The organism is Streptomyces malaysiensis subsp. samsunensis (genome assembly GCF_024519315.1).
GTDB classification, from domain to species: domain Bacteria; phylum Actinomycetota; class Actinomycetes; order Streptomycetales; family Streptomycetaceae; genus Streptomyces; species Streptomyces malaysiensis.
In genome coordinates this window covers 62,633-88,132 of the sequence record NZ_JANIIC010000040.1, presented here as the reverse complement: position 1 = coordinate 88,132, position 25,500 = coordinate 62,633, and the positions used below count along the sequence as shown (strand labels likewise).

6 protein-coding genes are annotated in these 25,500 nt (G+C 70.3%); 2 read left to right on the top strand and 4 right to left on the bottom strand.

Annotation, left to right across the window (positions count from 1 at the left end):
* Positions 1-91 precede the first annotated feature (91 nt).
* The 4 genes from NQU54_RS30025 to hemA all read right to left on the bottom strand — a co-directional run bounded on the left by NQU54_RS30025 (position 92) and on the right by hemA (position 21,994).
* Positions 92-18,286, bottom strand: coding sequence for a type I polyketide synthase (locus NQU54_RS30025; RefSeq protein ID WP_257633785.1), 18,195 nt, complete (start codon positions 18,284-18,286; stop codon positions 92-94).
* A gap of 249 nt (positions 18,287-18,535) precedes the next feature.
* On the bottom strand, positions 18,536-19,603 hold the full coding sequence (locus tag NQU54_RS30020) for an arylcarboxylate reductase (RefSeq protein ID WP_257633784.1): 1,068 nt from the start codon (positions 19,601-19,603) through the stop codon (positions 18,536-18,538).
* Positions 19,600-20,229, bottom strand: coding sequence for a hypothetical protein (locus NQU54_RS30015; RefSeq protein WP_079153254.1), 630 nt, complete (start codon positions 20,227-20,229; stop codon positions 19,600-19,602). The genes NQU54_RS30020 and NQU54_RS30015 overlap by 4 nt, the downstream gene beginning before the upstream one ends.
* Before the next feature lie 538 nt (positions 20,230-20,767).
* The gene (gene hemA, locus NQU54_RS30010) at positions 20,768-21,994 is read right to left on the bottom strand and encodes a 5-aminolevulinate synthase (protein WP_257633788.1); all 1,227 of its coding nucleotides are present in this window, start codon (positions 21,992-21,994) and stop codon (positions 20,768-20,770) included.
* 281 nt (positions 21,995-22,275) lie between these two features.
* Here hemA and NQU54_RS30005 point away from each other — a divergent pair, with 281 nt between their 5' ends.
* Positions 22,276-23,817 (top strand): class I adenylate-forming enzyme family protein, encoded by a 1,542-nt coding sequence (locus tag NQU54_RS30005; protein WP_257633783.1) that lies wholly within the window; start codon positions 22,276-22,278, stop codon positions 23,815-23,817.
* Entirely contained in the window at positions 23,814-25,355 is a 1,542-nt protein-coding gene (locus tag NQU54_RS30000) for a long-chain-fatty-acid--CoA ligase (RefSeq protein ID WP_257633782.1), read from the top strand. Before NQU54_RS30005 ends, NQU54_RS30000 begins: the two co-directional genes overlap by 4 nt.
* Positions 25,356-25,500: the final 145 nt, after the last annotated feature.

Below are 25,500 nucleotides of genomic sequence, written 5' to 3'. Positions count from 1 at the left end.
AACCTCTCGGGGTCGCGCTTCGGGAGCGGGGTGGTCGGCGGGCAGGTGGTGTGGCTGCGTGGGTGCGCCGTGGTGGCGGCCGCTACTCGGATCACGACGACCCGAACTCCTGGTCGATGAAGGCGAAGAGCTCGTCGGCCGCCGCCGTCTCCAGATGGTCGGCGACGTCGTCCGGCCCTCCGGGAGCGGTGGCGGGGGCCGTGTCGCCGGAACCGTTGGCCGTGGCCGTGTCGCCGGATGCGGTGGCGGGGTCCGCACTGCTGGGAGCGTTGGCCGCGCCATTCGGCGCCGAGCCGCCACGGTCGCCGTCCCATCGAGACAGAAGGCGCTTCAGCCGTCCGGTCACCATCGCGCGGGTGGCGTCATCGGCGGCCGTGTCCGTGCCGAGCAACGCGGCTTCCAGCCGGTCGAGTTCGGCGGCCATGTCCGACTGGTCGCCCACCGCCACGGGTGCGATCTCCTCACCCAGGTGTCCGGCCAGCGCGGCAGGGGTCGGGTAGTCGAAGATGAGGGTCGCGGGCAGCCGCAGCCCGGTGGCGGCGTTCAGCCTGTTGCGCAGTTCGACCGCGGTGAGCGAATCGAAGCCGAGCTCCAGGAAGCCACGGTCGGTGGCCACCGACGACGGTGTCCCATGGCCGAGGACCGTGGCGGCGTGTTCCTGGACCAGACGCAGCAGCGTCCGCCGCCGCTCCCCCTGGCCGAGCCCGGCCAGACGCCTGGCCAGCGGCACCTCCTTCGCCCCGGGGTCGTCCTGGGCCGAGGCGCGCCGCGGCGGGGCGGGCCGCCGTACGAGTCCGTTGAGCAACGGGGGTACGGGCGTGGTGTCGGCGGCGGCCGCCAGGTGGCCCAGGTCGAGCCGCGCGGGCACCACCACGCCCTCGGCCAGCCGGCCGGCCGTGTCGAACAGCCGCAACCCCTCCTCGGACGGGAACGGCACCACTCCGACCCGTGTCATACGCGAGAGGTCCGCCTGGCCGAGGTGTTCGGTCATCCCTGTGCGCTCGGCCCACATGCCCCAGGCGAGCGACACTCCGGGCAGGCCCATGGCCCTGCGCCGCTGGGCCAGCCCGTCCAGGAAGGTGTTGGCGGCGGCGTAGTTGGCCTGCCCGGCGGATCCCAGGACACCGGCGGTCGACGAGAACAGGGCGAACATGGCCACATCGAAGCGGCGTGTCAGCTCATGCAGATGCCACGCCCCGTCGACCTTGGCACGCAGCACCGCGTCGAGCCGCTCCGGTGTCAGCGAGGCCACCGTTCCGTCGTCCAGGATGCCCGCGGCGTGGACCACACCGGTCAGACCCCGTCCATCGGGCAGCTCCGCCAGCAGATCGGCCAGCGCCTCACGGTCGGCGACATCGCAGGCGGCGACGGTGACCGAGGCCCCCAGCGCCGTCAGCTCCGCCTCGAGCCCCGCCAGGCTCTCGGCCGCGCGGCCACGGCGGCCGACCAGCAGCAGCCGGTGTATGCCGCGCTCCGCCACCAGATGCCGGGCGATGATTCCGCCCAGGACACCTCCGGCGCCGGTGATCAGTACGGTGCCCTGCGGATCCAGCGCGGCCGGAACGCTGAGCACCAACTTGCCCACATGGCGCGCCTGGCTCATGAACCGGAACGCCTCGGGAGCCCTGCGCACATCCCACACACGGGTGGGCAGCGGCTCCAGCACACCTCGTTCCAAGAGGGCCACGATCTCCGCGAGCATCTCGCCGATGCGCTCGGGGCCCGCCTCCGCAAGGTCGAACGCCCGGTACAGCACGCCCGGATGGGCCGCGGCCACCGCGTCGGCGGACCGTACGTCCGTCTTGCCCATCTCGATGAAGCGCCCGCCCTCGCCGAGCAGCCGCAGCGACGCGTCGACGAACTCACCGGCCAGCGAGTCCAGGACGACATCCACCCCACGACCGGCCGAGGAGTCCCTGAACCGCCGCTCGAACTCCACCGTCCGCGACGAGGCGATATGCGCCTCGTCCAGCCCGAGGTCGCGCAGGACGTCCCACTTGGTCTCGCTCGCGGTGGCGAACACCTCGACGCCCCAGGCCCGCGCCAGCCGCACCGCCGCCATCCCCACGCCACCGGCGGCGGCATGGACCAGCAGCGATTCACCGCGCCGTACGCCCGCCAGCTCCCGCAGCGCGTACAAAGCCGTCACGAAGACGATGGGGACGGACGCGGCCTCGGTGAAGGACCAGCCGTCCGGGATCCGCACCAGGGTGCGGTGGTCCACCACCGCCAACGGCCCGAAGCCACCGGACCACAGCCCCATCACCCGGTCGCCGACGGCGAGGGATGTCACACCGGGGCCGATGGCCACGACCACCCCGGCCCCCTCGCCGCCCATCATGGCCTCGTCCGGATACATGCCCAGGGAGATGAGGACATCGCGGAAGTTCAGGCCCGTGGCGCGAACGGCCACCCGCACCTCGTGCTCGCCGAGCTCCCGGGTGGCGTCCGTGGCCGTGGCCAGCGTCAGCCCCTCCAGCGTGCCCGTCCCGGACGCCTCCAGCCGCCACGCCTCCGCGCCGTCCGCGGGCGTCAGCACACCCATCGCGGCTCCGGGGACCAGACGCGGCACCAGCACCTCGGCACCGCGTACCGCGAGCTGAGGTTCGCCGGTCGACACCGCCTGGTGCACCACGGCGAGCGACGCCTCGCCACCGTCCACGTCCAGCAGGACGAACCGGTCCGGATGCTCGGCCTGCGCCGACCGCACCAGCCCCCACACCGGGGCCGCCGCCAGGTCACGCGGGTCCGCACCGTCCTCGGTGGCCAGCGCGCCCCGGGTGACGAACACCAGTCGCGCCCCGGCGAACCGGTCTTCCGCCAGCCATTCCCGTACCAGGTCCAGGGTGCGGTGGGCCACCGTCCGCGTGGCCGGGACGATGTCCTCGCCGGGGCCGGAGGACACCGTGACGAACACCAGGTCCGGCGTGGGGGCCCCGGATCGCACATGCGCTTCGAGAGCGGCCAGGTCGGCGTGTTCCTCCACCGATCCGTCGGCCACCTTCAACGCCCTGGCCAGGCCGAAGGCGTCCGGTCCGGCCACGGCACACCGATCGGTGGCGAGGGTCGCGGCCGGAGCCGGGTCGGTGGCGGGCGTCGCGACCCACTCCACCCGGTACAGCGACTCGCCGTCGTCGGTGGACGCTGCGAGCTGTGCCTCCGAAACCGGTCGGGTGACCAGCGCGTCCGCCGTGGCCACCGGCGTTCCGGCGGCGTCGGCCACCAGCACGGACATCCCGTCGGCGCCCGCGCGGGCCAGCCGTACCCGCAGGGAGGTCGCGCCGGTGGCGTACAGCGACACACCGCTCCATACGAACGGCAGCCGGATCCCGTCCGCGGCCCCGTCCTTCTTCGCGGCGGCGCACACCAGCCAGGCGTGCAGCGCCGTGTCCAGCAGCGCGGGGTGCAGCCCGAACCGGGCCGCGTCCGCCCGCGACTCCTCCGGCAGCGCCACCTCAGCGAAGACGTCGTCGCCCTTGCGCCAGACGGCGCGCAGCCCTCGGAACACCGGTCCGTACGCAAGCCCGGTGGCCGCCACATCCTCGTAGAAGTCCGCGGTCTCGACCGCCTCGGCCCCCGGCGATGGCCATGTGGTCAGGTCCGCCGGGTCCGTCGTCCCGGCGACGGCGCCGGACGCCAGGGCCAACATGCCCTTCGCATGGCACATCCACGACGCGTTCGGAGCATCGTCACGGCGGGCATACACGCTGAACTCGCGCTGCCCGTCCTGCGCGGGCCCGCTCACCACCAACTGCACCTGGACCGCCCCCTCGTCGGGCAGTACCAGGGGCGCCTCCAGCGTCAGCTCCTCCAGCCGGTCGCAACCGACCGCGTCACCGGCCCGCGTCGCGAGCTCGACAAACGCCGTACCGGGCAGGATGGCCCGGCCCAGCACCGCGTGGTCGGCGAGCCAGGGATGGGTACGGAGCGACAGCCGGCCGGTGAGCAGGAAACCGTCGGAGCCGGGCAGCGGCACGGCGGCCCCCAGCAGCGGATGCCCGGCCGAGTCCAGCCCCACCGATGACACATCACCGGCCTCCGCGGTCTCGGACTCCAGCCAGAAGTGCGTGCGCTGGAAGGCATGCGTCGGCAGATCGACGCGCTCCGCCCCGGTCCCGGTGAAGAGCCCTGCCCAGTCGACGGACGCGCCGCCGACATACGCCTCCGCCAGGGAGGTCAGGAACCGCTCCAGGCCACCTTCATCGCGGCGCAGCGAACCAACGGCGGTGACCCCGACGCCCTGATCCTCGGCCGTCTGCTCCACACCCATCATCAGGACGGGGTGGGCACTGGCCTCGATGAACACCTGGAAGCCATCGGACAGCAGGGCACGTACGGTCTCATCGAAACGGACTGTCTGGCGCAGGTTGCGGTACCAGTACCCGGCATCCAGCGCGGTCGTATCGAGTACCCCACCGGTCACCGTCGAATAGAACGGCACCGACGACGACCGAGGACCGATCCCCGCGAGCACTTGCCGAAGCTCGTCCTCGATGGCCTCGACGTGAGCACAGTGCGAGGCGTAATCCACGGGCACACGACGCGCCCGAATCCCCTCCGCCTCGCACAGCGCCAGCAACTCCTCCAACGCGTCCGCGTCACCGGAGACCACCACCGCCGAAGGCCCATTCACCGCCGCCACCGACAACCGCTCACCCCACATCGCAAGCCGCTCCCGAACCGCCTCCACCGGCAAGGACACCGACACCATGCCGCCACGGCCTGATAGCGCCCGAAGCGCCTTACTCCGCAACGCCACCACCTTCGCGCCGTCCTCCAACGACAACGCACCCGCCACACACGCCGCCGCGATCTCACCCTGCGAATGACCGATAACGGCCGCGGGCTCCACGCCGTACGAACGCCACACCTCCGCCAACGACACCATCACCGCCCACAACACCGGCTGCACCACATCCACCCGCTCCAACGCAGGGGCATCACCCAACACATCCACCAACGACCACTCCACAAACGGCGCCAACGCCGCAGCACACTCACCCACCCGCTCCGCGAACACCGCCGAAGACTCCAACAACGCCGCCGCCATCCCCACCCACTGCGACCCCTGACCAGGGAAAACAAACACGGCATGGTCCCTGGCGGCCGCCGTCCCTCGCACCACACCGGGTGCCGCATGCCCCTCGGCCAGCGCGCCCAGGCCGTTCATGAGGCCGTCCCCGTCTCCCGCCAGAACCACCGCGCGGTGTTCGAACACACTGCGTGTGGTCGTCAACGACAGCCCGATATCGGTGGGCGACAGCTCTCGGCGCTCGCGCATGTGTGTCAGCAACCGCTCCGCCTGTGCCTCGACCGCGGTGTCCGACCGTCCGGAGATCACCCATGGTGTGATCTCCGGCAGTTCCCCGGCCGGGGCGTCGTCATCGACGCCAGCGCTGGGAGCCTCCTCGAACGGGGCCTGTTCCAGCACGGCGTGGGCGTTGGTTCCGCTCATCCCGAAGGCGGAGACCGCCGCGCGCCGCGGCCGTCCCGTCTCCGGCCAGGGCATATCGTCCGTCAGCAGGCGCACTCCGCCCGTGGACCAGTCCACATGCGGCGATGGCTCGTCCAGGTGCAGTGTGCGCGGCAGCAGCCCATGTCGCATACCGAGCACCATCTTGATCACACCGGCCACGCCCGCCGCCGCCTGTGTGTGCCCGATGTTCGACTTCACCGAGCCCAGCAGCAGCGGCCGTTCTTCGGGGCGGCCCTTGCCGTATGTGGCCAGCAGGGCCTGTGCCTCGATCGGGTCGCCCAGCTTGGTCCCGGTGCCATGTGCCTCGACCGCGTCCACCTCGGCCGCCGACAGCCGCGCGTTCGCCAGCGCGGCGCGGATCACCCGCTGCTGGGACGGCCCGTTGGGCGCGGTGAGACCGTTGCTCGCACCGTCCTGGTTGACCGCGGTGCCGCGTACCACCGCCAGCACCTGATGGCCGTTGCGCCGCGCGTCCGACAGCCGCTCCAGCAGCAGCACACCAACGCCTTCCGCCGGGCCGAAGCCATCGGCGGTGGCGGAGAAGGGCTTGCAGCGCCCGTCCGGTGCCAGCCCGCGCTGGCGGCTGAAGCCGACGAAGGTCCAGGGGGTGGACATGACGGCGGTGCCACCGGCCAGGGCCAGGGAGCATTCGCCCTGCCGCAGCGACTGCGCGGCCAGGTGCAGCGCCACCAGCGACGACGAGCACGCCGTGTCGACGGCGACGGCCGGCCCTTCGAAGCCGAACGCATAGGCGAGCCGACCGGAGGTCACGCTGAGGGCGTTGCCGGTGAGCAGGTAACCCTCGACACCGCTCGACGGCCTGATCGGACCCGCGCCGTACCCGTGTGATCCGGCGCCCACGAACACACCGGTCTGGCTGCCACGCAAGGAGGCCGGGTCGATACCCGCACGCTCGAAGGTCTCCCATGACGTCTCCAGCAGCAGCCGGTGCTGCGGATCCATCGCCACCGCCTCGCGCGGGGAGATACCGAAGAACGCCGCGTCGAATTCACCGGCGCCGTCGACGAAGCCACCGTGCCTGGCGTAGGTCTTCCCGGGCACGTCGGGGTCGGGGTCGTAGAGCCCGTCGAGCTCCCAGCCGCGGTCCTCGGGGAAGCCGGATATCGCATCACGGCCCTCGGTCAGCAGGTCCCACAGGTCTTCCGGGGAGTGGACACCGCCGGGCAGACGGCACCCCATCGCCACGATGGCGATCGGATCGTCGTCCGGCTCGGCCCGGGTGACGGGTGTGGGTACCGAGGGGACATCGCCTTCCCGGAGGCCGAGCGGTTCCGTGCGGAGGTATTCCGCGAGCGCCGCCGGGGTCGGGTAGTCGAAGACGAGCGTCGCGGGCAGCCGCTCCCCCGTGGCCACGTTCAGCCGATTCCGCAGCTCCACCGCCGTGAGGGAGTCGAACCCGTGCTCCTTGAAGGAGATCTCCGGCTCGACCGCGTCCGGTGCGCTGTAGCCGAGGACGGTGGCGGCCTGATCCTGGACCATGCGCAGCACCATTCGCTCGCGCTCCGCGTCGCCGGCCACGCTCAGCAGCCGCTGCCGCAGCGACGCCTCCTCCGCTCCGGGCGCCACCTGAGCCAGTGCGCGCCGGACCACCGTGGCCCGTTCCGGCCGAACGTCGCCGGGCTCCGCTGTCGCGGCCGTGAACTGCTCCTCCGTCACCGGTCGCGCCACCAGCGCGTCCACCGTGGCCACCGGTGTTCCGGCCGGGTCGGCGACCAGCGCGGACAGGGTGTCGGTGCCCTTGCGGATCAGCCGCACACGGAGCGTGGACGCCCCGGTCGCATGCAACGACACACCGCTCCAGAGGAACGGCAGGCGGATACCGTCCGCATCGCCCGAGAGGGGCGCCAGGCCCGGCTGCAAGGCGGTGTCCAGCAAGGCCGGATGGATGCCGAACCGAGGCACCTCACCACGCGCTTCCTCCGGCAACACCACCTCGGCGAAGAGCTCGTCACCGCGGCGCCACACCGCACGCACACCACGGAACACCGGGCCGTACACCACCCCGGCGTCGGCCAGCCGCTCGTAGAACCCGGCGGTGTCCACGGCCTCCGCTCCTGTCGGCGGCCATACGCTGAGGTCGGCGGCCGGGTTCGGGGCCGTGGCAGGGCTATCGGCCTCGCCGTGGGCTTCGCTGTGAATCAGCGTTCCCGAGGCATGCCGGGTCCAGGGCCGGTCCGCGGTGTCCTCCGCCCTCGCGTACACCCGCAAGGGGCGCCCGCCGCCCTCGTCAGCCGCGCCAACGGTCAACTGGATCTGTACGGCGCCCTGTTCATGAAGCACCAGAGGCGCCTCCAGCGTCAGCTCCTCCACCCGGTCGCATCCGGTCGCGTCACCGGCCCGCAGCGCCAACTCGACGAACGCGGACGCGGGCAGCAGGGCCCGGTCGAGTACGGCGTGTTCGGCCAGCCAGGGATGCGTACGGAGCGAGAGGCGGCCCGTCAGCAACCACCCGTCCGAGTCGGGCAGCGCGGTCGCCGCACCGAGAAGAGGGTGGTCGGCGGAGACCAGTCCGGCGGAGGACACATCACCCGTCGCGGGTGAGGGCTGGACCCAGTAGCGCTGGTGCTGGAAGGCATACGTCGGCAAGTCGACGCGTCGGGCGCCGGTGCCCGCGAACATCACCGCCCAGTCGACAGCGGCACCGCCGACGTACGCCTCGGCCAGGGAGGTGGCGAAGCGGTCGAGACCGCCTTCGTCGCGGCGCAGCGACCCTACGGCGGTGATGTGCGTGCCGTGGTCCTGAGCCGTCTGCTCCACGCCCATCGTCAGAACAGGGTGGGCGCTGGCCTCGATAAACGTATCGAAACCATCGGCAAGCAGGGCGCGGACGGTCTCCTCGAAGCGCACCGTCCGGCGCAGATTGCGGTACCAGTACCCGGCGTCCAGTTCCTGGGTGTCCAGCACACTTGCCGAGACCGTGGAGTAGAACGGCACCGACGACGAGCGCGGAGCGATCCCCTCAAGAGCCTGCTGAAGTTCGTCCTCGATGGCCTCGACGTGAGCGCAGTGGGAGGCGTAGTCCACCGGGATACGACGCCCCCGGGTCCCCTCCGCCTCGCACGCCGCCAGCAACTCGTCCAAAGCGTCGGCGTCACCGGAGACCACGACCGCCGAGGGCCCGTTCACCGCCGCCACCGACAGCCGCTCACCCCATCGGACCAGCCGCTCCCGAACCACCTCCACGGGCAGCGACACCGACACCATGCCGCCACGACCCGACAACGCCCGCAACGCCTTGCTCCGCAACGCCACCACACGCGCCGCGTCCTCCAACGACAACGCACCCGCCACACACGCCGCCGCGATCTCACCCTGCGAATGACCAATAACAGCGGCAGGCTCGACACCGTACGAACGCCACAACTCCGCCAACGACACCATCACCGCGAACAAAGCGGGCTGCACCACATCCACCCGCTCCAACGCCACCGCAGCACCCTCACCACCCCGCAACACATCCCCCAGCGACCAGTCCACAAACGGCGCCAACGCCGCCGCACACTCACCCACCCGCTCCGCGAACACCGGCGAAGACTCCAGCAACCCCGCCGCCATCCCCACCCACTGCGACCCCTGACCAGGGAAGACAAAGGCGACACGGTCCGAAGGACCAGAGGCCACCCCGTGCACGACGCCTGCGGTCTCGCGGCCCTCCGCCAGCGCAGACAGACCGTTTCTCAGGACGGTGCGGTCACCGCCGAGCACCACCGCCCGACGCTCGAAGAGCGCGCGTGTGGTCACCAGCGACAGACCGACGTCCACAGGCGCTAGACCGGCCTCGTCGCCCACCATCGCCAGCAGGCGTGCGGCCTGATCCCGGAGCCCCGCGTCGGACCTCGCCGATACCACCCACGGCACCACGGCCGGTTCGGAAGTGGTCTCCGTGGCGGCGTCGGGCTCCAACGGCCCCTGCTCCAGGATCACATGGGCGTTGGTGCCGCTCACGCCGAAGGAGGAGACGCCCGCCCGGCGCGGCCTGCCGGTCTCGGGCCATGCGATCGGGGCGGTCAGAAGCTCCACCGCGCCCGCCGACCAGTCCACATGCGGCGACGGCTCATCGATGTGCAGGGTTCGCGGAAGCACGCCGTGGCGCATGGCCAGCACCGACTTGATGATCCCGGCCACACCGGCCGCGGCCTGGGTGTGCCCGATGTTGGACTTGATCGAGCCCAGCCGCAGCGGCCGCTCCTCCGGCCTCTCCTGCCCGTACGTGGCGAGCAGTGCCTGCGCCTCGATCGGATCGCCCAGCGTCGTGCCCGTACCGTGTGCCTCGACCACATCGACATCGGCGGCCGACAGTCCGGCGTTCGCCAGGGCGGCCCGGATCACCCGCTGCTGCGATGGTCCGCTCGGCGCGGTGAGACCGTTGCTCGCACCGTCCTGGTTGACGGCGGAGCCACGTACCACCGCAAGGATCCGGTGGCCGTTGCGGCGCGCGTCCGACAGCCGCTCCAGCAGCAGCAAGCCCACACCCTCGCCCCAGCCCGTACCGTCCGCGGCCGCCGCGAACGCCTTGCACCGACCGTCGGCCGCCAGTCCGCGCTGTCGGCTGAACTCCACGAAGAGCTCGGGGGTGGACATGACGGTGACACCGCCGGCGAGCGCGAGCGAGCACTCGCCCAGGCGCAGGGACTGCGCCGCCAGATGCAGGGCGACCAGCGATGACGAACAGGCGGTGTCCACCGTGACCGCCGGACCCTCGAAGCCGAACGTGTAGGAGATACGGCCGGAGACGACGCTGGCCGCGCTACTGGTGACCAGGTGCCCCTCGACATGCTCCGATGGCGCCTGGCGCAGGCTGGTCCCGTAGTCCTGACCGTTGCTGCCCACAAAGACCCCGGTCCGACTGCCCCGGAGCAGCGTGGGATCGATCCCCGCCCGCTCGAACGCCTCCCAGGATGTCTCCAACAGCAGCCGCTGCTGCGGATCCATCGCCACCGCCTCACGCGGCGAGATGCCGAAGAACTTCGGGTCGAAGTCGCCCGCGCCTTCGAGGAATCCGCCCTCGCGGACATAGCTCTTGCCGTGCTCGTCCGGGTCCGGTCCATAGAGCGTGTCCAGGTCCCATCCGCGGTCGGCGGGGAACTCGGTCAGCACCTCGCGTCCGGTGAGCAGCAGCTGCCATAGGTCTTCGGGCGTTCGTACCTCGCCGGGAAAGCGGCAGCTCATGGCCACGATGGCGACGGGTTCGTCGCCGATGGCCACGGCGGCGGGCACCGCGGCGTCCGCGCCGTTTCGCAGCCCCAGTACCTCGGTGCGCAGCAGTTTCACCAGCGCCGTCACGGTGGGGCGGTCGAAGAGCAGGGTGCTCGGCAGGCTCAGCCCAGTGGCCGCGTTCAGCCGGTTGCGCAGGGTCACCGCCGCGAGGGAGTCGAAGCCCAGTTCCTTGAAGGCCCGGTCGGCATCGATGGCCTCGGGACGGCGGTGGCCCAGGACGGCTGCCACATGCGAGCGCACGAGCTCCAGGAGGACACGGTCTTGTTCGGCCGTTCCCAGCCCGGCGAGTCGTCGGCGAAGCGACCCGTCAGCGGTGGTCTCCTCATGGGGGGCGTCGGATGAGCCGTGGGCCGTCAGGTCGTTCAGGAGTCGGCGCGAACGCGTGTCCGCCATGGTCCGGGCCAGGGTGTCCCACTCGACATCGGCGAGGATCAGCGACGCTGCCGCCGGGTGGTTGACGCTCTTCTCCAAGGCGGCGATGGCGGACTCGGGATCCATCGCGGGAAGGCCATGGCGCCGCCACCGATCCGCGACGGCCCCTGCCATGCCGTTGTCGGCCCAGGGCCCCCACGCCACCGAAGTGGCCGGCAACCCCGCACCACGCCGCCACTCCGCCAACGCATCCAACACCGCATTCGCCGCCGCATAATTCGCCTGCCCAGCAGCACCCACCACCCCCGAAAACGACGAAAACAACACAAACGCCGAAAGACCCAACTCACACGTCAACTCATGCAGATGCCACGCCGCCTCCGACTTCGCCCGCAACACACCCTCGAACCGCCCCACCGACAACCCATCCAGCACCCCGTCATCCAGCACACCCGCCGCATGCACCACCGCCGTCAGCGGAAACTCCACCGGCACCCGGGCCAACACCCCGGCCAACGCCTCACGATCACCCACATCACACGCCACCACCGTCACCCGAACACCCACCCCACGCAACTCGGCACACAACTCATCCACACCCTCAGCCCCAGGACCACGACGCGAAACAAGCAGCAGATGCTCCGCACCCGAACCCGCCAACCACCGCGCCACATACCCACCCAACGCACCCGTACCACCCGTCACCAACACCGTCCCCGACGGCACCCAACCCCCAACACCACCACCGCCGACCGACGCCCGGACAATACGACGCGCAAACACCCCCGACGCCCGCACCGCCACCTCAACCTCACCCCCACGACCACTCACCACATCCACCAGACGATCCGCCACCCGCGCATCCCACACCTCGGGGAGATCCAGCACACCGCCCCACCGCTCCGGCACCTCCAAACCGGCCACCCGGCCCAGCCCCCACACCGCCGCCTGCTCCACGCTCAACGGACTCTCCGAACCGCCGACCGCCACCGCACCCCGCGTCACACACCACACACGGCCACCCACACCCGCATCCCCGACCGCCTGAAGCAGGGCCAACGTCAGCGCCACACCCAACGGCACCGCCCCGTACTCGCCATGCCGCCCCTCCGCCAGCGCCAGCAGCGACAGCACACCCCCGGCGTCGGAGACATCGGCCTCATCCAGAGCCCCGCGCAGCCGGTCCGCCATCACCACACGGTCGGCATCGTCATGCTCCAGCTCGACGACAACGGGCAGCGCACCTCGCCCGGCCAGCGCGGCCACACAGGCCACAACCCACTCATCCCCGGCCAGTCCAGCGGGTATCGCCACGAGCCACGTGCCCGTCAGCGCACCCACCACGTCCGAAACCGGCGACCACGACACCCGGTGGCTCCACCGGTCGGCCGCGGGCGCCGCCGCCGGAGCCGTGCCGGTACGGACCGGCTCCAGCCAGAAGCGCTCCCGTTGGAACGCATACGTCGGCAACTCCACACGGCGAGGGCGGGCCGGTGCCAACACAGCAGACCAGTCGACCTGCCGCCCCCGTACATAGATCTCGGCGAGCGCTTCCTGTATCGACGCAACTTCGCCCCGGCCATCGCGCAGCGCGGACGCGAAGACGGCGTCGGACACACATTCCTGACCCATCCCGGACAGCACCCCATCCGGACCCAGCTCCAGGAAGGTGGTGACTCCCGCGTCCGCCAGACTCCGCACACCATCCGCGAACCGCACGGCCTCATGGACATGCCGCACCCAGTACTCTGCCGAGCACAGCGCCTCGACGTCAGCGACCTGGCCCGTCACGTTCGACACGACGGGGATGCGCGGAGGCGCGTACGACAGCCCCTCCGCCACCTGCCGGAACTCCGCCAGCATCGGCTCCATCAACGGCGAATGGAAGGCGTGCGAAACGCGCAACCGCTTGGTCTTGACGCCCTCGGCCTCCAGAAGCCCGGCAACCTCGGACACCGCCGCCTCGGCACCGGAGATCACGGTCGAGCGCGGACCATTGACCGCCGCCACACTCACCTCGGCCTCACAACCGACCAGCAACGGGAGCACATCCGCCTCGGCGGCCTGCACCGACACCATCACCCCACCCGACGGCAACGCCTGCATCAACCGCCCACGAGCCGCCACCAACACACACGCATCCGCAAGCGACAACACGCCCGCCACATACGCCGCCACCAGCTCCCCGATGGAATGCCCGGCTACGAAATCCGGCCGCACACCCCACGACTCCACCAACCGGAACAGCGCCACCTCCACCGCGAACAACCCACACTGCGTAAACGCCGTCTCGCCCAACACGCCCGCATCCCCACGGATCACCTCCCGCAGCGAACGCTCCAGCAAGCCGTCAAACCGCCCACACACCTCATCGAACGCCTCCGCGAACACCGGGAACGCCTCATACAACCCCAGGCCCATCCCAACCCGCTGACTGCCCTGACCCGAAAACAACACCGCCAACTTCCCCGACACCACCGAACCCCGCACCACACCACCCGCCGGAACGCCATCCACCACAGCTTCCAACCCAGCGGCAAACCCCTCACCATCACCAGCCAGCACCACCGCCCGGTGCTCGAACACCGAGCGTGTGGTCACCAGCGACGAAGCCACGTCCACGACCGACGCCTCGGCGGCCATGCCACCGCTCACCGCCGACAACAACCGCTCCGCCTGCGCCCGCAGCGCACCCTCGGACTTCGCCGACACCACCCACGGCACCGACGCCGGGGCCTCGCGCCCCTCGTCCACCGGCTCGACAACGCCCAGTTCTGCGGGAGCCTGCTCCACGAGGACATGGGCGTTCGTTCCACTGATGCCGAACGACGACACACCGGCACGCCGCGGACGCGCCGTCTCCGGCCACTCCACCGCGTCCGTCAGCAGCTCCACCGCACCCGCCGACCAGTCCACATGCGGCGAGGGCTCATCGACGTGCAGCGACTTGGGGAGCACCCCATGCCGCATCGCCAGCACCATCTTCATCACACCCGCCACACCGGCGGCCGCCTGCGTATGACCGATGTTCGACTTCACCGAGCCCAGCCACAGCGGCCGGTCCTCGGCGCCCCGCTCCCGCCCATAGGTCGCGAGCAGCGCCTCGGCCTCGATCGGGTCGCCCAGGGCCGTGCCGGTGCCGTGCGCCTCGACCACGTCCACATCGGCGGGCGAAAGCCGCGCGTTCGCCAACGCCGCCCGGATCACTCGTTGTTGGGAGGGTCCGTTCGGCGCGGTCAGACCGTTTGACGCGCCGTCCTGGTTGACGGCGCTGCCCCGCACCACGGCGAGCACCTGGTGACCGTTCCGCCGCGCGTCGGAAAGCCGCTCCAGCAGCAGCATCCCGGCGCCCTCGGCAAAGCCCGTGCCATCCGCCGCCGACGCGAACGGCTTGCACCGGCCGTCCGGGGCCAGCCCTTGCTGCCTGCCGAACTCCACGAACAGCCCCGGCATCGACATCACCGTCACCCCACCGGCGAGCGCGAGCGCGCACTCCCCCTGGCGCAACGACTGGACCGCCAGATGCAGCGCCACCAAAGAGGACGAGCAGGCGGTGTCCACCGTCATCGCCGGGCCCTCGAATCCCATGGCGTAGGAGATACGGCCCGAAGTGACGCTGACGGTGTTGCCGGTCAGCAGGTATCCCTGTAGCTCATCCGAAGCGTCGTGCATACGCGGTCCGTAGTCCTGGGCCATCGCGCCCACGAAGACACCGGTCCGGCTCTTCTCCCGCCCGGCCGGGTCGATACCGGCCCGTTCGAAGACCTCCCAGGAGGTCTCGAGCAAGAGCCGCTGCTGCGGGTCCATCGCCAGTGCCTCGCGCGGCGAGATCCCGAAGAAGTCGGCGTCGAAGTCGCCTGCCTCGTAGAGGAATCCGCCCTCGCGGGTGTACGTCGTCCGGGCTCGTCCAGGGTCGGAGTCGTACAGGCCGGACAGGTCCCAGCCCCGGTCCGCGGGGAACGTCCCGATGGCGTCGCCGCCTGCGGCGATCAGCTGCCACAGCTCCTCCGGCGACCGCACACCACCGGGGTAACGGCAGCTCATGCCGACAATCGCGATCGGCTCGTCCGGGGCCGCGCCGGCCGGCACCGACGCGGCTGTCTCCCGTCCGTCGTCGCCCAGGAGCGCGTCCCGCAGATGGCGTACGAGTGCCTGGGGCGTGGGGTGGTCGAACAGCAGAGTCGTCGACAGCCGCAGTCCGGTGGCGGTGTTCAGACGATTGCGGAAGTCGACGGCGCCGACCGAATCGAAGCCCAGTGCCTGGAAGGTTCGGCCCAGATCGACGGCTTCCCGACCTTCGTATCCCAGGGCTGTGGCGACCTGGTCACGCACCAGATCGGCCAGCATCTCGCCTTGCTGGAGGTCGTTCAGCGCGACGAGACGTGTCCGCAGGAGGGACGCCGTATCGGTCGCCGATGTGTGGTTCTCTCCGCCCCTGGGGTCGGTCGCATCGGCCTCGATGTGCGGGCTCGGCTGCGTCAGCGCCTGGACGTCCAGCCAGTGCCGCCGGCGCTGGAAGGCGTACGTGGGCAGCTCGACCCGCCGCGCACCCGTCCCCGCGAACATCCGCGCCCAGTCGACAGCGGCCCCGCCCACGTATGCCTCGGCCACGGAGGTCAGAAAACGGCCCAGACCGCCTTCGTCACGGCGCAGCGAGCCGACGGCGGTGACCCGGGTGCCGTGGTCCTCGGCCGTCTGCTCCACACCCATCGTCAGCACCGGATGGGCACTGGCCTCGACGAACACCTGGAAACCGTCAGTCAGCAAGCAGCGTACGGTCTCTTCGAAGCGGACCGTGTGGCGCAGATTGCGGTACCAGTACCCCGCGTCCAGCCCGGCTGTATCGAGCGCCCCACCGGTCACCGTCGAATAGAACGGCACCGACGACGACCGAGGGCTGATCCCCGCAAGCTCCCGCAGCAACTCGCCCTCGATGTCCTCGACATAAGCGCAGTGCGAGGCGTAATCCACGGAGATGCGGCGCGCCCAGACCTCCTCCGCTTCGCACCATGCCAGCAGCTCGTCCAACGCGCCCGCGTCACCGGAGACCACGACCACCGACGGCCCGTTCACCGCCGCCACCGACAACCGCCCACCCCACGCCACGAGCCGCTCCCGCACCTCCCCCACCGGCAACGACACCGACGCCATGGCCCCGCGCCCCGACAACGCCCGCTGCGCCTTGCTCCACAACGCCACCACGCGGGTCGCATCCTCCAACGACAACGCACCCGCCACACACGCCGCCGCGACCTCACCCAGCGAATGCCCCACCACCGCCGCAGGCTCGACACCGTACGAACGCCACAACTCCGCCAGCGACACCATCACCGCGAACAGAGCAGGCTGCACCACATCCGCCCGCTCCAGCGCGGCCGCGGCACCTTCCCCGCCGCGCAACACATCGACCAACGACCAGTCCACAAAAGGCGCCAACGCGGCCGCACACTCATCCACCCGCTGGGCAAACGCCGGCGACGACTCCAACAACCCCGCCGCCATCCCCACCCACTGCGACCCCTGACCAGGGAAAACCAACACCGCACGGCCATCAGCGCCCGCAACCACACCCCGCACCACACCCGCCGCGTCCCGGCCCTCCGCCAGCGCCGCCATGCCACCGACCAGACCGCCCCGGTCGTCGGCCAGCACCACCGCACGATGCTCGAACGCACTGCGTGTCGTCGCCAAGGACAGCCCGATGTCCTCGGCCGACAGCTCGGGCCGCTTCTCCGCGTACGACGCCAGCCGGCCCGCCTGGGCCGGCAACGCCGCTTCGGAGCGTCCGGATACCACCCAGGGGATCCGGTCCGAAGCACCCTCCGGCGCGGATTCCACGGCGCCCGGGGCCGCGGCCGGTTCCGGGGCTCCGGAGAGCACTACATGGCAGTTGGTGCCGCCCACTCCGAAGGAGCTGACCCCGGCGGTCAGTGGCTCCCGCGTGTCCGGGTCGGCGGTCCACGGTTCGGAGGTCGTCTGCACACGCAGGTTGAGCTGGTCCAGGGGAATGTCCGGGTTGGGCGTCCGGAAGTTGAGGCTGGGGAAGAGTTCGCCGTGTTTGAGTCCCAGGGCCGTCTTGATGAAGCCGACGACACCGGCCGCGCCTTCCAGATGACCCACGTTGGTCTTCGCCGACCCCACCCGCAGCGGGGCTCCGGTGGGCCGAGCGGCACTCAGAACCGCGCCCAGGGCCGCCGCCTCGGCCGGGTCGCCGACCTTCGTGCCGGTGCCGTGGAGTTCCACGTACTGAACATCGGCGGGGTCCACTCCGGCCTGCTGGTAGGCGCGGCGCAGGAGGTCCTCCTGGGCGGCCTGGTGGGGGGCGGCGAGGTGGTCCCCGCCCCCGTCGTTGTTGAGTGCGCTGCCACGGATGACGCAGTACACGGGGTCCCCGTCGGCAAGGGCGTCCGCGAGGGGCTTGAGGACGACGACGCCGCCACCCTCGCCGCGTACGAAGCCGTTGGCGCGGGCGTCGAAGGCGTAGGTGACGCCGTCCGGGGACAGCGCGCCGAACCGGGCGGCGCTGACGTCGCTTTCGGGGGCGAGGTTGAGGTGCACGCCACCGGCGATGGCGATGGATGTCTCGCCGCGACGGATGCTTTCGCAGGCCAGGTGGATGGCCGCGAGCGATGACGCCTGTCCGGCGTCGAGGGTGAGGCTCGGGCCGCGCAGGCCGAGGTGGTGGGAGACGCGGTTGGCGATGATGCCGCGGTGGAGTCCGGTGAAGCTGTGCCGGTCGATGGCCGCGGGGCCGCCCCGCCGGATCAGCGTGGCGTAGTCGTCCGCGATCACTCCGATGTACACGCCGGTTTGGCTGTCGCGGAGCCGGTCCGGGATGATTCCGGCGTCTTCGAGGGCCTCCCAGGCCAGTTCCAGGGTGAGTCGCTGTTGGGGGTCCATGGCCGCGGCCTCGCGCGGCGATATGCCGAAGAAGGCGGCGTCGAAGTGGTCGATCCGGTCCCGGTCCAGGAATCCGCCACGGCGGGCGGCGACCGTGCCGGTACCCGTATCCCTGTCGGTACCCGTGTCCGCGCCCGCGCCCCATCGTCCCTCGGGGGCTTCCGTGATGGCGTCGGCGCCGTCGTGCAGGAGTTGCCGGAACGTGGCGGGGTCGGGTGCTCCGGGGAGGCGGCAGGACAGGCCGACGACCGCGATCGGCGCGTCCGTCGTGCTCGGCGAGGTGCCGTCGGAACCCTTCATGAGCGTGACTCCCTGGATCCAGGAACGTAGGACGCCGGGCGCACACCAGCGCAAGGCGGAGGTGTGCGCCGCGTCCGGGCAGGACAGCGGGACAGGAGAACAAGATGGCGAAGTGGGGAGGAATGGGATGGGGCATGGGTGGGCAGGGCCCTCCCCGTGGCGCATGCCACGCGGGTCGTTCGTGTCCCGTGTCCGGTGTCCCGTGTTCCCCGGGCTTCGTGGAGGCTGTTTTCGGGGTGTGGGCAGGGGCTAGTAGATGCCTTCCGGCGCCGATCGCACGACCTGGAGTGGCTTCACGTTGGCGACGCCGTCACATGGCCACTCCGCGCCGGTGTCGTACCGCACCGCGAGGTCGCGCTCCAGCACATTGGGCAGGAAGAGGTCGTCGTGCAGGACGGTCAGCCGGACCTGGCCCTGTTCGCCGTATGCGACGACCTTGGACCAGTCGTCCTTGTCGACGACCGCCATGGTGACCTGCGGGTAGTTCGGCAGGTACGGCATGAGGGCACCGTCGTTCTCCACGGGCAGGCCCACGGTGTTGCCGAAGGTGTTGGCGTAGGTGACGACGACCAGTCCGCCGCCCAGGGCGTTGTGGAACGACCGGCGCATGGCGGGGGTGGCGTGTGTCCCGCTGAGCCGTACGCCCTTCAGCCGCGCCACCAGCTCCGGCCTGCTCTTGATCAGGGCCTGGAGCAGGGCCGGGGTGGTGACGAGGTAGTCCACCGGCTGGTGCTCCAGGACGGCCGCGATCTGCTCGGTGACGTGGGCCGAGTACTCCTGCGCTTCCTTCAGCCTGCCGTCGCGGAGCAGCCGCTTGACCCAGCGGGGGTCGAAGTCGATGCCGTACACGCGGCCGTCGTACAGGTCCGCCAGGTCCACGGCGCCGTGTCCGATGAGGTGCGGGCCGGTGGGGGTGGCTTGGAGCCAGTTGCGGCCCGGTTCGAATCCCTCGCGCGCGATCACCCAGCGCCGCCATGCGGCGCGGTGCTCGAGCATCGGCTTGGTGTAGTAGACCCGGCAGGGGTTGCCGGTCGTGCCTCCGGAGTCCCACACGCGGCCGGTCAGCGGCCGGGGCACGGCCTGGGGCACGAGTTCGGCCGGGTCCAGGGTGCGCAGATCGCCCAAGGGCATCGGGCCGAACGCCGAGAGCTCGTCGTGGCGGGTGATGTCCCGTGGATCGATGGCGAGTTCGGCGGCGCGCTTGAGCCAGTACGGGGTGCCGGTGCCGGGGTCGAAGTGGCGGCGGACGACCCGGCGTGTCCAGGCGTCGATGTCCTGCGACAGCCACTGGTCGATCTGCTCGGTCACGTCCTTCACTGGGCCACCCCGGCTTCCGTGGAGGGAAGTTCGATGCCGAAGTCGTAGACCGCGGTCATCGCCTCGAAGACGTGGTCCGGCGATTCCACGTGGACCACGGGGAACGACGCGTTCTGGAAGGTGCCGAACGCGGCGGGGCCGAGCACCAGGCCCAGTTCGGTGCCGCTGTCCTCGAGTCCGCCGATCATGTGCGGGACGCTCACGGGGGCGGTGGGGTTGCGGTGGAAGAGATCGCGGATCTCGTCGGCGGTGGTGAGGGCCTTGCGCTCCATGCACGAGTGCACGGGCACCCGTGGGTCGTGGAAGGTCATGGCGTCCAGCGTGGGCTCGAGGAAGTCGCTGATGTGCCGCTGGAGCGGGGAGTGGAAGGCGGCGCCGTGGTCTTCGGACACATGCAGCGCGCCGGCCGGGAGCCCTTCCCCGAACCGCTGGAGTGCGGAGCGGTAGCCGCCGAGCAGCACCATGCGCTCCTGACCCGTGCCGACTCTTCCGAGGTCGGCGGAGAGATACACATCCGGAACGTCGTCTAGCAGGTCGCCGGGAGCAGTGTCATACGGGATCCGCAGCATGGCGACGGCCTGCGGACCGGTGTCCGCGGCGGGCGGGGGGACTTCCCGCAATCGCATCAGAAGCGTGAAGAGATCCCGACGTTCGACGGCTCCGGCGAGACTCGCACCGACCAGCGCGCCGAAACTCAGTCCGCATACCGCTGCCGGTGTTATGCCGTATTCCTCGGCGAGAACATCCGCGATTCCTAATACGGCCGCGGCCTGACGAATGGCGCCTACGCCTTGTCGATGCTCCTGCCCGGGTTGCCGTTCTTCCCCGAATATGCGCTGGACGTCGATGCCCGTCCATTCCGCGATTCGTTGATAGGTGTGCTGCACACTCGGAAAGAGTTCATACAGCTCTGCGCCGGCTCCCGGCTGATCGTTCATACCACCGTCGAGGACATACGCAAGCGTCACCCCGAAACCCCCGTTTCCGCCCGTTCGCACCGTGCCAAAGCGTGCTGCGTCGACGCGACACCAAAGCGACTGCTCCCCCGAGCTCCCCGTTACGCAAGCGGGTCTCAAGAATCGCCCAGCTGTTCGCGTGGTGTCATCAAACCTCTCGCCGCCAAGGCGTGTCAAGCAAGATCGACATGCCTTGTGTCATCTGTGCCTAACCCTGGTCGCCCTCATTGGGCAACTCTATTTCGGCCTCCGCACGGGGGCCGCCGAACTCCTCCCAGACCTGGTCAAGGGCGCTCACGAACATCTCCACCTCGGCGGTGGAATGCACCGCTCCGGGCGCGACCCGCAGGATCTCCTCACCGGCCCGTACGCTCGGCGCGTTGATCGCCTGTACGTAGACGCCGTGCCGCTCCAGCAGCGCCGTGGACATGCGCTTGCACATGGTCTCCTCCCGCACCAGCACGGACACGATGTGGGTCAGGTCGGAGATGAAGGGGATCCGGCGCTCCTTCAGTAGTCGGTGCATCAACTGTGCGTTATCCCACAACCGTTGCCTTTCGGCCTCGGAGGAGCGCAGATGACGGACGGCGGCGAGGGCTGCCGCGGCCACGGCGGGCGGCATCGCGGTGGTGAAGATGAAGGAGCGGGAGAACATCCGTACGGCCTCGATCACCTCGGCCGGGCCGGCGATGTACCCGCCGTTGGTGCCAAAACCCTTGGCCAGCGTGCCCATGATGACGGTGAACCGGTCGGCCAGTCCCTCGCGTGCCGCGATGCCCGCGCCCTGCGGGCCGTACATGCCCACGGCGTGCACCTCGTCGAGGAAGGTCATCGCGCCATGGCGCTTGGCGATGTCGGCGATCTCCGCGAGTGGCGCGATATCGCCGTTCATCGAGTAGACGGACTCGGCCACGATCAGCTTGGGCGCGTCGGGGTCGGCGGCCGCGAGCAGCTCTTCGAGATGCGCGGTGTCGTTGTGCCGGAAGATCCGCTTCTGGGCACCGCTGTGGCGCAGGCCGTCGATGATGGAGGCGTGGTTCAGCGCGTCGGAGAAGACGACGCATCCCTCCATACGGCCCGCGATGACCGACAGCGCGCCGTCGTTGGCGGTGTAGCCGGAGGTGAAGAGCAGGGCGTCGTCCTTGCCGTGGAGCGCGCTGAGCTCCTGTTCCAGCAGCACGTGGTAGTGGTTGGTGCCGCCGATGTTGCGCGAGCCGCCGGCGCCCGCCCCGTACCGGTCGACGGCTTCCTTCATGGCGTCCAGGACGGCGGGGTGCTGGCCCATGCCGAGGTAGTCGTTGCTGCACCAGACGCTGATGCGGGAGGCGTCCTCTACGCCGCTGACGCTGGCGGCGGGGAACTGACCGGCGAGCCGTCCGATCTCCAGGAACTCTCTCTTGCCACCGTCAGAACCCTCGGTGAGGCGCGAAAACATGTCCAGATATTGGGTCGTCACGTCCACTCACTTCGCTTTTCGGCTACTTGGGGAGCGCGCAGAAAACGGGATGAGCCGTGTCGGCCCCCCGCCAACGCCAATCTACATGCGGCCGACCGTCAATCGGTATGCCGAAAGGCAACCTCCGCACACCCAACCCGGTTTCACGGCAAGAAAGTGACGGGCGGTTGGAAGAAGGTTGCCATGCCGAGGGCGGGGTGTCATCCTTCAGCGGGAAACGGCACCTTGAACTCATCGGCACACGGCGAACTGGAGTTTCGATGTCTCCGACCGACAATTACGTCCGACGGGTCCTCGAGGCTCTATCCGCCGATCCGGAGCGGGTGGCCCTGCTCCGGGAGGATGAGCGGTTCACCGCCGGTGAGTTCACCCGGACCGTGGCCGCGGCCGCGGAATTCCTGCGCCGCCAGATAGTGGAAGATGAAATTCCGGTCGTGGCCGTGCTGACGGTCGCCAACACCCCGGCCACCATCATTCTGCGCTATGCGGCCAACCTGATCGGCGCCACGGTGGTCCATTTGCACTCCACCAACGCGGTGGATCCCACCGATCAGCTGGCCACCCGCGAGCGGTACGAGATCCTCAAGAGGACGGGCGCCACGTTCCTCGCCGTCGACGAGGAGAACCTGGGCCTGGCCCGGGAGCTGTGCGAGCGGCTGCCGGAGCCGCCCCGGCTCGCCGCGCTGGGCTCCTTCGGCCCCGATGTGCTGGACCTGACCACCGGCGACGCTGACGCCGTCGATCTGAAGGTCATGGAAACCGACCCCGAACGTCCGGCCGTGGTGCTGTTCACCAGTGGCACCAGCGGCACCCCGAAGGGTGTGACACTTCCCTTCCGGGTCCGAACTCTCTATCTACGGGCGGGACTTGACGCGCCCGGACCGATCACCTACCTGTCGACGCTGCCGGTGAGCCACTCCAACGGCTCGGGCGCCGACCTCGCCCTCGCCTCCGGCGGCACGGTGGTCCTGCACAACGGCTTCGACGCGAGCGCGGTGCTCGGCGCGGTGGAGCGCCACCGGGTGTCCGCGCTCACCCTCACCCCTCCGCAGCTGTACATGCTGGTGGACCACCCGGCCATCAAGGACACCGATCTGTCGAGCATCCAGATCATCTCCTACGGCGGCTGTCCCGCCTCCCCGGCCCGGCTGGCCGAGGCGGTCGAGGTGTTCGGCCCGGTGCTGCTCCAGTTCTACGGCACCACCGAGACCAGCGGTATCAGCGTGCTCGCCCCGCCGGACCACTTCGACCCCGAGCTGCGGATGACGGCCGGCCGGCTGACCGCCGAGGTGCGCGTCCGCGACCAGGACGACGACCGCGATCTGCCGGTGGGCGAGATCGGCGAGATCTGCGTACGGTCGCCGTTCAACATGCTCGGCTACTGGCGCGAGCCGGAGCTGACCGCGGAGAGCGTACGCGACGGCTGGGTGTACACCGGCGACCTCGGCTCCCTCGACGAGCGTGGCTATGTGCGTCTGCACGGCCGGGTGGGCGAGGTGATGAAGACCAACGGCATCAAGGTGCATCCCACCGCGGTGGAGAACGCGTTGCTGACCCACCCCGATGTCGCCCAGGCCGCGGTGTACGGAGTGGCCGACGGGGACCGGGTGGAGCACATCCACGCCGCCGTGGTGCTCCGGCCCGGTGGCGCGGCCGACTTCGCCGCGCTGCTCGGCCATGTGGCCGGTGAGCTGTCGCCCCAACATGTGCCGGCCGCGATCACCTTCCATGACGACCTTCCGCTGACCGGTGCGGGCAAGCCCGACAAGCAGCGGCTGGCCGCCGAGCGGACCGGGGCATGACGCTCACCGCGGCGGCGGTGCTGGCCGAGTCCGCGCTGCGGCGCCCGGACCACCCCGCACTCGTCTTCGGCCCGCGGCGCATCACCTACCGCGAGCTGTGGGACGCCACGCGGCGGTACGCCGCCGTACTGCGCGACCACGGCATCGGCCCCGGCGACCGGGTGGCGCTGCTGCTGCCGAACACACCGCACTTCCCGATGGTGTACTACGGCGTGCTGGCCCTGGGCGCCGTGGCCGTCCCGGTGCACGGTCTGCTGCGCGCCGAGGAGATCGTCCATGTGCTCCGCGACTCGGAGTCGAAGGTGCTGGTGTGCGGGGCGCCGATGCTCACCGAGGGTGCCAAGGGCGCGGAGGTGGCCGGGGTTCCGGTGATCACCGTTCTGGAGGAGCGTCACGGCGGCCGCCCGCGCCTGGACGCCCTCGCCGAACACACCGGGCCCATCGACGGCTGCGTTCCGCGCGAGCCCGGCGACCTCGCCGTGGTCCTGTACACCTCGGGCACCACCGGCCGGCCCAAGGGCGCGATGATCACCCACTTCAACCTGGTGATGAACGTGAGCACCACGATGCTCTCGCCGTTCGACCTCGGCCCCGACGATGTGCTGCTCGGCTGTCTGCCCCTGTTCCACACCTTCGGGCAGACCTGCGGAATGGGCACCACTTTCCTGGCCGGCGGCACGATGGTGCTGATGAGCCGGTTCGACGGCCCCGGGGCGCTGGACCTGATGGTCACCGAAGGGTGCACCGTCTTCATGGGCGTGCCCACCATGTATCTGGCCCTGCTCGACGCCGCCACCAAGGACCCACGCCGCCCCGCTCTGGACCGCGCCTTCTCCGGGGGCTCGGCGCTCCCGGTGAAGGTGCTCGAGGACTTCCAGGAGGTCTTCGGCTGCCCGATCTACGAGGGGTACGGCCTGACCGAGGCGTCACCGGTGGTCGCTTACAACCAGAAGGCGTGGCCACGCAAACCGGGTACGGTCGGGCGCCCGATCTGGGGCGTCGAGGCGGAGATCGCCGCGGCCGAGGTGGAGGACCGTATCGAGCTGCTGCCGAAGGGCGCGGTCGGCGAGATCGTCATCCGCGGCCACAATGTGATGGCCGGATACCTCAACCGCCCGGAGGCCACGGCCGAGGTCCTGGTCGACGGCTGGTTCCGCTCCGGCGACCTCGGCGCCAAGGACACGGAGGGCTATCTCACCCTCGTGGACCGCAAAAAGGACCTGGTGGTACGCGGTGGATACAACGTCTACCCACGCGAGGTCGAGGACGCACTGATGCGCCACCCGGCCATTGCCCAGGTGGCCGTCATCGGACTGCCCGACGAGGTGTACGGCGAGGAGGTGTGCGCCGTGGTACGGCCACGCCCCGGAACCGCTCCGGACACGGCACTCGGCTCCGCGATCGTGGCGTGGGCCAGAGAGCGACTCGCCGGGCACAAGTACCCCCGCCGGGTGGAGTTCATCGACACGTTCCCCCTGGGCCCCAGCGGCAAGGTGCTCAAGCGCGACCTCGTCAGCCGCTTCACCCTCGGCCGGTAGAGAATCAACTCGCCATGGGGCGATTCCGCCGATCCCGGGGCGCGTTTTCTCTGGCGGGTGTCGGAGGGCGGACCGTGGGGGCGCGGAGGACCGCTTCCGCATCGTCGCGGAAGCGGTCCGGCCTGATGGCCTTGCCCGCGGCTCT

Bases quoted from the DNA above. Each gene is read 5' to 3' on its own strand.
- NQU54_RS30025 (WP_257633785.1), bottom strand. From the start codon at position 18,286: ATGAAGGGTTCCGACGGCACCTCGCCGAGCACGACGGACGCGCCGATC.
- NQU54_RS30015 (WP_079153254.1), bottom strand. From the start codon at position 20,229: ATGCGATTGCGGGAAGTCCCCCCGCCCGCCGCGGACACCGGTCCGCAG.
- hemA (WP_257633788.1), bottom strand. From the start codon at position 21,994: ATGTTTTCGCGCCTCACCGAGGGTTCTGACGGTGGCAAGAGAGAGTTC.
- NQU54_RS30005 (WP_257633783.1), top strand. From the start codon at position 22,276: ATGTCTCCGACCGACAATTACGTCCGACGGGTCCTCGAGGCTCTATCC.
- NQU54_RS30000 (WP_257633782.1), top strand. From the start codon at position 23,814: ATGACGCTCACCGCGGCGGCGGTGCTGGCCGAGTCCGCGCTGCGGCGC.